Source organism: Streptomyces sp. NPDC048516, assembly GCF_043199875.1.
Lineage (GTDB): Bacteria > Actinomycetota > Actinomycetes > Streptomycetales > Streptomycetaceae > Streptomyces.
On sequence record NZ_JBICWS010000012.1, the window covers coordinates 266,841 to 277,332 of the forward strand.

Annotated in this window: 10 protein-coding genes; 6 read left to right on the plus strand and 4 right to left on the minus strand. The window is 71.0% G+C overall.

What is annotated here, in order from left to right; all coding sequences use genetic code 11:
• Positions 1-196: 196 nt before the first annotated feature.
• Genes ACGFR7_RS24385 through ACGFR7_RS24400 form a run of 4 tightly spaced genes read left to right on the plus strand, consistent with a single transcriptional unit; the run spans position 197 to position 3,923 of the window.
• Positions 197-1,306: an aliphatic sulfonate ABC transporter substrate-binding protein gene (locus ACGFR7_RS24385; RefSeq protein ID WP_393322957.1), complete on the plus strand. Its 1,110-nt coding sequence runs from the start codon at positions 197-199 to the stop codon at positions 1,304-1,306.
• A gap of 42 nt (positions 1,307-1,348) precedes the next feature.
• On the plus strand, positions 1,349-2,155 hold the full coding sequence (locus tag ACGFR7_RS24390; RefSeq protein ID WP_393322960.1) for an ABC transporter ATP-binding protein: 807 nt from the start codon (positions 1,349-1,351) through the stop codon (positions 2,153-2,155).
• On the plus strand, positions 2,142-3,080 hold the full coding sequence (locus ACGFR7_RS24395; RefSeq protein WP_393322963.1) for an ABC transporter permease: 939 nt from the start codon (positions 2,142-2,144) through the stop codon (positions 3,078-3,080). Before ACGFR7_RS24390 ends, ACGFR7_RS24395 begins: the two co-directional genes overlap by 14 nt.
• A 3-nt stretch (positions 3,081-3,083) precedes the next feature.
• A complete protein-coding gene (locus ACGFR7_RS24400) occupies positions 3,084-3,923 on the plus strand; it encodes a sirohydrochlorin chelatase (protein WP_393322965.1) in 840 nt (279 codons plus the stop codon).
• Between the two features lie 22 nt (positions 3,924-3,945).
• Here ACGFR7_RS24400 and ACGFR7_RS24405 read toward each other — a convergent pair whose 3' ends face one another.
• The 4 genes from ACGFR7_RS24405 to ACGFR7_RS24420 form a co-directional block, all read right to left on the minus strand.
• Positions 3,946-5,616, minus strand: coding sequence for a glycoside hydrolase family 13 protein (locus ACGFR7_RS24405; RefSeq protein ID WP_393322968.1), 1,671 nt, complete (start codon positions 5,614-5,616; stop codon positions 3,946-3,948).
• 151 nt (positions 5,617-5,767) lie between these two features.
• Entirely contained in the window at positions 5,768-6,616 is an 849-nt protein-coding gene (locus tag ACGFR7_RS24410; RefSeq protein WP_393322970.1) for a carbohydrate ABC transporter permease, read from the minus strand.
• A complete protein-coding gene (locus ACGFR7_RS24415; protein ID WP_393322973.1) occupies positions 6,613-7,503 on the minus strand; it encodes a carbohydrate ABC transporter permease in 891 nt (296 codons plus the stop codon). The genes ACGFR7_RS24410 and ACGFR7_RS24415 overlap by 4 nt, the downstream gene beginning before the upstream one ends.
• 101 nt (positions 7,504-7,604) lie before the next feature.
• Positions 7,605-8,933 (minus strand): extracellular solute-binding protein, encoded by a 1,329-nt coding sequence (locus ACGFR7_RS24420; protein WP_393322975.1) that lies wholly within the window; start codon positions 8,931-8,933, stop codon positions 7,605-7,607.
• A 147-nt stretch (positions 8,934-9,080) separates the two neighbouring features.
• Here ACGFR7_RS24420 and ACGFR7_RS24425 point away from each other — a divergent pair, with 147 nt between their 5' ends.
• On the plus strand, positions 9,081-10,112 hold the full coding sequence (locus ACGFR7_RS24425) for a LacI family DNA-binding transcriptional regulator (protein ID WP_393322978.1): 1,032 nt from the start codon (positions 9,081-9,083) through the stop codon (positions 10,110-10,112).
• Between the two features lie 101 nt (positions 10,113-10,213).
• Positions 10,214-10,492: helix-turn-helix domain-containing protein (locus tag ACGFR7_RS24430; RefSeq protein WP_393322980.1), on the plus strand; the 279-nt coding region annotated here is incomplete at its 3' end.

A 10,492-nucleotide genomic window follows, 5' to 3' on the forward strand; every position in this document is an offset into this window, starting at 1 on the left:
CTTCTCGACCTTCGCGAAGGAGGGCGGCCGCATCGGCAGCGGCGCCCTGGGCAGCGGGCAGGGCGGAGTCGGCCGATGTGTGCGCTGACGATGCCGGGCTCCGTAACCCCCACACCTCCCTTCCGAAGATCCATCGATCTGCCGGGCGCGCCATAGAAGGCGCGTACTGACCGGCCCTCCGAGAGGACCCCCTCCCGTGTCTGCCGTTCGACACCGCCTGCTGGCGGCCGCCGCCACCGTCCCGCTCCTGATCGGGGCGCTGGGCGCCTGCGGCTACGGCTCCGAGGCCAAGAAGGACACCGCGGCCGGTGTCGCGCCCAAGGGCGCCAAGACCGACGGGCTCGATCACCTCACGATCGGGTTCTTCGGCAACACCACGCATGCCACTCCCCTGGTCGGCCTCCAGAGCGGCGCGTTCCAGAAGGAACTGGGCGGCACCGAAGTGAAGGCCGCCCCCTTCAACGCGGGCCCCGCCGAGATCGAGGCGCTCAACTCGGGCGCCGTCGACATCGGCTGGATCGGCCCCTCCCCCGCGATCAACGGCTACGTCAAGTCGCACGGCAAGAGCCTGAAGATCATTGGCGGTTCGGCCTCCGGCGGTGTCTCGCTGGTGGTCAACCCCAAGAAGATCAAGAGTCTGAGCGATCTCAAGGGCAAGAAGATCGCGACCCCGCAGCTGGGCAACACCCAGGACGTCGCGCTGCTGAACTACCTGTCGGAGAAGGGCCTCAAGGTCGACCCCACCACCGGCAAGGGCGATGTCACCGTCCAGCGCACCGACAACAAGGTGACGCCGACGGTCTTCCGGCAGGGCGGTATCGACGGCGCGTGGGTGCCCGAGCCCACCGCCTCCAGGCTCGTCGCCGAGGGCGGCAAGACGCTGCTGGACGAGAAGAAGCTGTGGAAGGACGGGAAGTTCGTCATCACGAACATGATCGTCTCGCAGAAGTTCCTCAAGGAGCACCCCAAGGCCGTCGAGGCGGTGCTGCGGGCCTCGGTGAAGACCAACGCCTGGATCCGGTCGCACCCGGCCGAGGCGAAGAAGTCCCTCAACGACAAGCTCGCCTCCCCGGACGTCGCCGGCAAGGCACTGCCGCACAACGTCATCGACCCGGCGTTCAAGAACGTCGATGTCACCGATGACCCGCTGGCCGCCACCCTCCAGGAGGAGGCGGATCACGCCGTCAAGGCGGGTCTGCTCAAGAAGCCCGACCTCAAGGGCATCTACGACCTCACCCTGCTCAACAAGGTGCTGAGGTCCGAGGGCAAGCAGCCGGTCTCCGACGCCGGCCTCGGCAGCAAGTAGCCCCGCCCCCGTAGTACCGCACTCCCCCAGGAGGTGACACCGATGACGACCACCACGCTCACCCAGCAGCAACCCGCCACGGCGGACACGGGCACCACCGTGCCGTACGCGGCCCGCATCGACCATGTCTCGAAGTCGTTCGGCCGCACCGGCGCACAGCAGCATGTCCTGGACGACATCAGCATCGATGTGGCGCCCGGCGAATTCGTCTGCCTCCTGGGGGCCTCGGGCTGCGGCAAGTCCACCCTCCTCAACCTCGTGGCCGGTCTGGACGCGCCGTCCGCCGGCGCCATCGAGACGCCCGGCGGCCGGCCGGCCCTGATGTTCCAGGAGCATGCGCTGTTCCCGTGGCTGACCGCCGGCCGCAACATCGAACTGGCGCTGCGGCTGCGCGGGGTGCCGCGCGCGGAGCGCCGGGACGAGGCCGAACGGCTGCTGGAGCTCGTCCGGCTCAAGGGCGCCCACGGCAAGCGGGTGCACGAGCTGTCGGGCGGTATGCGCCAGCGCGTGGCGATGGCCCGCGCCCTGGCCCAGGACAGCCAACTGCTGCTGATGGACGAGCCGTTCGCCGCGCTGGACGCGATCACCCGCGACGTGCTGCACGACGAGCTGACCCGCATCTGGCGCGAGACCAACCTCTCGGTCCTGTTCGTCACTCATAACGTCCGCGAGGCCGTGCGGCTCGCCGAGCGGGTGGTGCTGCTGTCCTCCCGCCCCGGCAAGATCGCCCGCGAGTGGCGGGTGGACATCCCGCAGCCGCGCCGCATCGAGGACTCCGCGGTCGCCGACCTTTCCATCGAGATCACCGAACAGCTCCGTGGGGAGATCCGCCGCCATGGCCAGCACTGAGACCAAGGACCGGTCCGCCGGCGCCCGGAACGCCGCGGGCACCGCGACCGGCGGCGACGCCGCCGCGGCCGGTGATATCGCCGGCCTGGAGGCCGGGCTCGACGCCCTGGAATCCCGGGTCGTCGACCGGCAGCCGTGGCTGCGCACCGTCGCCTCGAAGGCGTTCCCGCCCCTCGTCGCGATCGTCATCGTGCTCGTGGTGTGGCAGCTCGCCTACCACTTCGAGCTGAAGCCGCACTACCTGCTGCCGAGCCCCGTCGATGTCGCGCACTCGCTGCAGCAGAAGTGGCTCGAGGGCACCCTGCTGAGCTTCGTGTGGACCAGCGTCTCCCGCGGCGCCCTCGGCTTCGTCGCCTCGGTGGCCATGGGTACGGTGCTCGGGCTGATCGTCGCCCGGGTCAAGCCCGTACGGGCCGCGATCGGGCCGATCCTGAGCGGTCTTCAGTCGCTGCCGTCGGTGGCCTGGGTCCCGGCCGCGATCATCTGGTTCGGGCTGAGCGACGCCACGATCTACGCGGTGGTGCTGCTCGGTGCCGTCCCGTCCATCGCCAACGGACTGGTGGCGGGCGTCGACCAGATCTCCCCGCTCTACCTGCGGGCCGGCCGCACCATCGGCGCCACCGGCCTGGCGGGCATCCGCCATGTGCTGCTCCCGGCCGCGCTGCCCGGCTATATCGCCGGACTCAAGCAGGGCTGGGCGTTCTCCTGGCGCTCCCTGATGGCCGCCGAGCTCATCGTCAACGCGCCCGATCTGGGCACCGGCCTGGGCCAGCTGCTGGAGCAGGGCCGCGAGTTCCAGGACATGTCCTGGGTGCTCGCCGCGATCCTCCTCATCCTCATCGTCGGCATCGGCATCGAGCTGCTGATCTTCGCCCCGATCGAACGCCGGGTGCTGCGCAGCCGCGGCCTCCTCGTGAAGAGCTGAACCATGGACCTGTGCCCCCCTCGCCCCACGCTTCTCGTCGTCGCCCACGGCAGCCGCGATCCGCGGCACGCCGCGGCCGTCTCCGCGCTCTGTGCGCGGGTGCGGGCGCTGCGGCCCGGGCTGCGCGTCGAGGTCGGCTACCTCGACTTCAACGCGCCCCGGGTGCCGCGGGTGCTGGAGCGGCTGTCGGCGGAGGCAGAGGCCGAGGGGCGGCGCGCGGCGGCTTCGTCCGGGCGCCGTGGCGGGCCGGGAGAGGGCGTGCGGGAGGTGGTGGCGCTGCCGCTGCTGCTGACCCGCGCCTTCCACGCGAAGTCCGACATCCCGGCGGTCCTGCGGGCGGCGACGGCCCGGCTGCCGCTGCTGAGCGTCCGCCAGGCCGACGTGCTGGGCCCTTCGCCGCTGCTGACCGCCGCGCTGGAGCGCCGGCTGGCGCAGGCCGGGGTGCGGCCCGGCGACCGTGGCTCGACCGGGGTCGTCCTGGCCTCGGCGGGCTCCTCCGACCCGGAGGCGAGCGCAGTGATCGCTGAAATCGCGCGGGAGTGGCGGCACACCGCTGGCTGGTGTGCCGTGCGACCTGCGTTCGCCTCCGCATCTCTACCCCGTACGGCCGACGCGGTGCGGGAACTGCGTGCCGAGGGCGTCGGCCGGGTGGCCGTGGCCCCGTACGTCATCGCCCCCGGCTTCCTCCCTGACCGCATCGCCGCCGGGGCCCGCGAGGCCGGGGCCGATGTCCTCGCCCCCGTCCTCGGCCCGGCGCCCAAGCTGGCCCGCCTGCTGCTGCGGCGCTACGACGGGGCGGTCCTGGACAGCGCCCGTGGGGACCTGACGGCGCTGACCGCCTGACGGGTCCCCAGGGCGCGGCGGGTCAGGCCTGCGCGGTGCGCAGCCAGACCGTCGTCCACGGCGGCAGCTCGTCGCCGGTGACCGGCGCGGAGGCCAGCAGCAGCTCACCGGCCGGTCGCGGCCGGGGCTCGTCCGACAGGTTGGTCACGCACTCCCAGCCACCCGAGCGGCGGAAGTGCAGGACGTCCGGGTGGGCCGTCGGCGCGTCATCGGCCCATTCCAGCGCCTCGTCGGCCAGCAGCCGGCGGCGGGTGGCGAGCGCCGTGCGGTACAGCTCCAGAGGCGAGGACGCCACACCCTGCTGTGCCTCGACGGACAGCTCGCCCCATCCGGCCGGCTGCGGCAGCCAGGTACCCCCGCTGCCGAAGCCGTACGAGCTGCCCTCACGCCGCCACGGCAGGGGCACCCGGCAGCCGTCCCGCCCCTTCAGCCGGCCTCCGCTACGGGTCCACACCGGGTCCTGGAGGCTGTCCCGGGAGAGCCCGGCGACCTCGGGAAGCCCCAGTTCCTCGCCCTGGTAGACGTAGCCGGAGCCGGGCAGCGCCAGCATCAGCAAGGTCGCGGCCAGTGCCCTGCGCAGCCCGAAATCCCGGTCCAGGACGGGTTCTTGGCCGTCGGAGAGCAGCCAGGCCTCCTCGTCGCGGCCGTCCGGCAGGCCGTACCGGGAGGCGTGCCGGATCACATCGTGGTTGGACAGCACCCAGGTCGCGGTCGCCCCGGCAGCGCGCGCGTCGGCGAGCGCGGTGTCGATGGAGGCGCGCAGCTCCCCGGCGTGCAGCGCGGCCTTGAGGAAGTCGAAGTTGAAGGCCTGGCCGAGTTCCTGCGGGGTGGCGTACGCGGTACGGCGGGAGCTGCGCACCCAGGCCTCGGCGACGGCGACCCGCGGCGGGTCGTACTCGTTGAAGACCTTGCGCCAGTCACGGAAGATGTCGTGCACCTCGTCGCGGTCCCAGAAGGGGTGGCTGCCGTCCTCGGGCAGGTCTCCCGGCGTGTAGCCCTCGACGGTGCCGATGTCGCGCAGCGGCGCGGCCAGATCCTTGGCCAGGCCGTGGGCCACATCGACCCGGAAGCCGTCGACGCCGCGGTCGGACCAGAAGCGCAGGGTGTGCCGGAAGTCGGCGCGGACCTCGGGGTTGTCCCAGTTGAAGTCGGGCTGCTGCGGGGCGAAGAGGTGGAGGTACCACCAACCGTCGGGCAGCCGGGTCCAGGCGGGGCCGCCGAAGCAGGAGACCCAGTCGGTGGGCGGCAGTTCGCCCAGCTCGCCCTTGCCCTCGCGGAAGACGTACCGCTCGCGGGCGGCGGATCCGGGTTCGGCACGCAACGCCTCCTGGAACCAGAGGTGCTGGTCGGAGGAGTGGTTGGGCACGATGTCGACCATCACCTTGAGGCCCAGGCGGTGTGCCTCGGCGACCATGGCGTCGAAGTCGTCGAGGGTGCCGAGGCGCGGATCGACATTGCGGTAGTCGTCGACGTCATAGCCGCCGTCGGCCAGTTGTGAGGGGTAGAAGGGGCTCAGCCAGACGGCGTCCACACCGAGGTCGGCAAGGTAGGGCAGCCGGGAGGTCACACCGGGGAGGTCTCCGATGCCGTCGCCGTCGGCGTCGGCGAAGCTGCGCGGATACACCTGGTAGACGACGGCCTGCCGCCACCAGTCGGTGGTGTTGCGGTCGGAGCCGAGGTGCTGTGCGGTCACGGAAGAGCCTTTCGGTACGGGAGCGGTCGCATGGGGGGCACCTCCCAGCGCTAGCTGGGGGAGGAGTGCGGCGCGGTGCGGCACCGGGTGCGGTCGGGTGCGGCGGGGCGGGAGGGGCCGGAAGGGCCGGCGCACCCCGGGGCCACCGGTCTCATCCCTTCACCGCCCCTGAGGTCATGCCCGAGACGATCGAGCGGCGGAAGATCATGACCAGGACGCCGATGGGGACGGTGGCGGCCACGGCCCCCGCGAAGAGCGTCCCGTAGGGGACGGTGTACTGGCTGGTGAACAGAGCGATGCCGACCGGAACGGTGCGGTGGCCGTCCTCGCTGTTGAAGGTCAGCGCCAGCAGGAACTCCGACCAGGTCGCGGTGAAGGTGAAGATCCCCGCGGTGAACAGCCCCGGCCGGGCGAGGGGGGCGATGACGGTCAGGACGGTACGCAGCGGGCCCGCGCCGTCCACGGTGGCCGCCTCCTCCAGCTCACGGGGGACGCCGACGAGGTAGTTGCGCATGATCCAGATGGCGAACGGGAGGTTCAGCGCGACATAGGGCACGATCAGGCCCGCATAGCTGTTGAGCAGCCCCAGCTGCCGCTCCAGCAGGAAGAGCGGAACGACCAGCGCGATCGGCGGGAAGACGGACAGCATCAGCAGTGCGGTCATGATGGCGCCGCGGCCCCGCAGCGGGGTGCGGGCCAGGGCGTAGCCCGCAAAGAAGGACAGCCCCAGCACAACGACCGTGGAAACCGACGCCACCAGCACGCTGTTGAGCAGATAGCGGCCGATGCCGTTGCGGACGAAGGCCTCGGCGTAGTTGCCGAGCGTCGCCGCCTTCGGGACCAGGCTCGGCGGGTCGGCGCTGATCTCGCCCGGTCCCTTGAAGGACGACGCGATCATCCAGTACAGGGGCAGTGCCGACAGCACGACGATGGCCAGACCGCCGAGGTTGACGGCGTTGACGTACCGGCGGATGCCGGACGCCGGTGCACGGCGGTTCATGCCCGCCCTCCTTCGTCGGCCTGCGCTTTGAAGACCCGCAGGAAGAGCAGACAGCACGTGATCACGATGACGGCGGTGGTGGTCGCCACCGCCGCGCCGCGGCCGATGGCGAGGTTCTGGAAGAGCGTTTTGTATCCGAGGATGGCCAGGGACTCGGTGGCGGTGCCCGGACCACCTTGGGTCAGGACGAAGGGCAGGTCGAAGATGCCGAAGGCCTGCAGGATGCGGAAGAGCACGGCGATGGCCATGATCGGGCGCAACTGCGGCAGGGTCACCTTCCAGAACGTCGTCCAGGTGCCGGCGCCGTCGATCTCTGCCGCCTCGTAGACGTCGCCGGGAATCAGCATCAGCCCGGCGAGGACGACAATCGCGACAAAGGGTGTGGTCTTCCAGACATCGACCACCACCATGGCGCCCATGGCGGAGGCGGGCTGCCCGAGAATGTCCGGCTGGTGGCCCAGAACCTGCGTGAAGAGCCAGGTCAGCCCGCCGTAGGTGCCGTTGTAGAGATACCCCCACAGCTGGGCGGCGACGACATTGATCAGGGCCCAGGGCAGCAGCAGGACCGCCAGGACCCAGCCGCGGGCGGCTCCCAGCCGCTCCAGCACGAGCGCGGCCGCGGTGCCCAGCACCAGTTCCAGCAGGACGGTGACGACGGTGAACCCGAAGGTGAAGGCGAGTGCCTGGCGCCACTCCGGGCTGCTCAGCACGGCGGCGTAATGGTCGCCCGTCAGGGACAGGATGCGGAACCCGCCGTACTCCAGGCGGACATCGGCGAAGCTGAGCAGCACCGAGAAGAGCACCGGGAAGACCGTCACGGCGGTGATGGCCAGCAGCGCCGGGGAGGCGAAGAGCCAGCCGGTGCGCGCCCGGCGGCGTCTGCTCACCCGGGCCGGCCCGCCGCCGCGTGGCGCAGGCAAAGTCCGCCGGCCGGCCGGCTCAGGGGCCGGGCGCCGCGACACGGGTGCGGTGGAGGAGGTCATGGCATTCACAGCGCCCTGCCTTCCAGTGCGGTCCGGATATCGGCGCGGGCCGCGCGTACGGCCTGGGCGGGTGTGGTCCGGCCGCCGATCACCGCGTTGGCCCGGGTGTAGAGCGCCTTGCTGACCTGGGGGTAGTACGGGGACTGCACCGGCCGGGCGACCAGGTGCAGTTCGCGGACCCCGGTGAGCGTCGGATCGCCGACCGCACGGGCCTCGGGCCGGGACAGCACCTCGTCGAGCGCCGGAATCACCCCGGCGTTCTTCAGCAGGATCATCTGCGCCTCCTCACCGGCACAGAACCGGGCAAAAGCGACCGCGGCCCCGAGGTGCCGGGAGTTGGGGTTGACGAAATTGCTCCAGCCCCCGGCGCAGCTCACCCCGCGCGGGCCGTCGCCGGCGAAGCCGGGGCGGGGCGCGACACCGACCCGGCCCGCCACCTTGGAGACCGAGCGGTCGGCCGCATTGCCCCAGGCGTAGGACCAGTTGCGCAGAAAGACACCGCGGCCGCCGGTGAAGGCGTCCTGCGAGTCCGCTTCCACATACGTGCCGACCGTGGGGGGCGTCACGCCCGTCTCGGTGAACTCCCGCATCATGGCGAAGGCCCGCTCCGCGCCCGCTCCACCCAGCGCCACACGGCCCGCACCATCCAGTACGGGAGCTTCGGCATCGGCCAGGAACTCGGCGACATTGCAGGTCAGCGACTCCGATACGGACCCCTGCCAGAGGAACCCGTAAGGAGCGTCCCCGGCCCGCTGGACGGTGCGCGCGGTGCGCACCAGATCCTCCCAGGTACGGGGCACCGGCCGGCCGTGCTTGGCCAGCAGGTCCTTCCGGTAATAGAGGAAGGCACTGTCGGTGAAGAAGGGCAGCGCGTACACGGCGCCGCGGTACTCGCTCACCCGCCGCAGGGCCGCCGGGTAGCCGGCCCAGAAGTCCTTGGGCAGCAGCGTCTGCAGCGGCAGCGCAAGGGAGTTGCTGCCGAACTGGGCGGGCCAGGTGGTGTCCCCGAGATAGACGTCAGGGGTGGGTGAGGCGCCCGCGAGCTGCGTGGTGACCGCGGCACGGTTGCTGTCGGTGGCACTGAGGGCGTTCGACTTTCGGACATGGATGTGCGGATGGCGGCGCTCGAAGGCGCGGATGATCAGGTCTGCCACCACGGGGCCGTTCCGGGAAGGGATTTCGGAGACCCACCAGGTGAGAGTGGCCGGGGTACGCGGGACCTGGGCGGCTTGGGTCAACAGGGTGTCCAAGGGCTTGCCCGCGCAACCGCTGGTGAGCCCGGCTCCGGCGGCGGCGAGACCGCTCGCGAGCAGGGTTCTGCGGCTCAAGGCCATGAGTGCTCCTCACGTCTTGGCTGTCGTCGATGACAGCGCTTGCAGGCTAGAAGTGCCTCAGTAGCCGGGTCAACGGGTGGTGAACGACAGATTCCGGGGAGTTTTCCTGGCAACGCTGTCATCGACCCTTTGTGCTAGCGTCCCCGCATGTCCTCAGCGCAGAGCGAGGCCACGATGGCCGATGTGGCCCATCGGGCGGGGGTTTCGGTGTCCACCGTTTCGCGCACTTTGCGCGGATTGTCGACGGTCTCGGAGACCACGCGCGCCCGGGTGGAAGCCGCAGCCCGCGAACTCTCGTTCGCGATCACCCGCAGCGCCTCCAGTCTCGTCACCGGCCGCACCGGAAGAGTCGCCGTCCTGATGCCGAACCTGGCGTCGTGGTTCCTGAGCTCGGCGCTCTCCGGCATGGCGCCCGCGCTGCGCGAGGCGGGCCTCGACCTGCTGGTCTACAGCGTGACCGATGTGCACGAACGCGCCGATTTCTTCGACCGGTTGCCCGCCCGCCGGAACGCCGACGCCCTGCTCGTGGTCAGCTTCTCGCTCTCCCCCGCCGAACGCGCCCGCCTGGACGACCTGGGCATGCCCCTGGTCTTCGTCAGCCAGCACGCCCCGGGCCGTCCCAGCGTCTACGTGGACGACGAGGACGCCGCCCTGCGGGGCACCCGTCATCTGATCAACCTCGGGCACCGCCGGATCGCCTGTCTCCAGACGCACGACACCACGGGCTTCGCCTGGAGCAGCAAGAACCGGCTCACCGGCCATCTGCGGGCGCTCGCCGAAGCGGGTCTGGAGCACGACGACTCACTCGTGATGAGCGTGCCGGACTGGAAGGGCGGCGGCATGGCCCCGGCAGTGGGCCGGCTGCTGAGCCTCCCCGACCCGCCGACCGCCATGTTCACCGAGACCGACGACATGGCCTTCCGGCTGCTGGCGGCCCTGCGCGAGGCCAACGTCCCGGTACCGGGACGGATTTCGGTGATGGGCTTCGACGACCACGTCATGGCGGGAGTCATGGGCCTGACGACCCTGGCCCAGCCCGCCGTGGAGCTCGGACGCGCCGCCGTGCGCCTCACCCGGGCGGTGATCGACGACTCCGACGGCGCACACGAACGCCACATAGTGCTGCCGACCGAACTCGTCCCACGCGGCAGCACGGGGCCGCCGCCCGTGGGGAGCTAGTGATCTGGTTGTGAGTTGATTGGGCACCACGTGAGTCGCTTTCCGTACCAGTTCGCGGGTTTGGCTGACGGGTGCTGGTTGGCTTCGGTGTGCTGTGGGTTGTGGGTGACAGCAGGCTGGAGCCGCTGGTCCTGAGTGAGACCGAGCGGCAGGTGTTGAGCAATTGGGTCAAGCGCCGGACCACCGCGCAGGGGCTGGCCCTGCGGGCGAGGATCGTGCTGGCGTGTGCTGAGGGCGGCCCCAACCTGGCGGTCGCCGCCCGGCTGGGCGTGAACCGGGGCACCATCGCCAAGTGGCGCACGAGGTTCCTGCGTGACCGGCTGGACGGACTTGCGGACGAGCCCCGGCCAGGGGTACCGCGGACCATCACCGATGCTCAG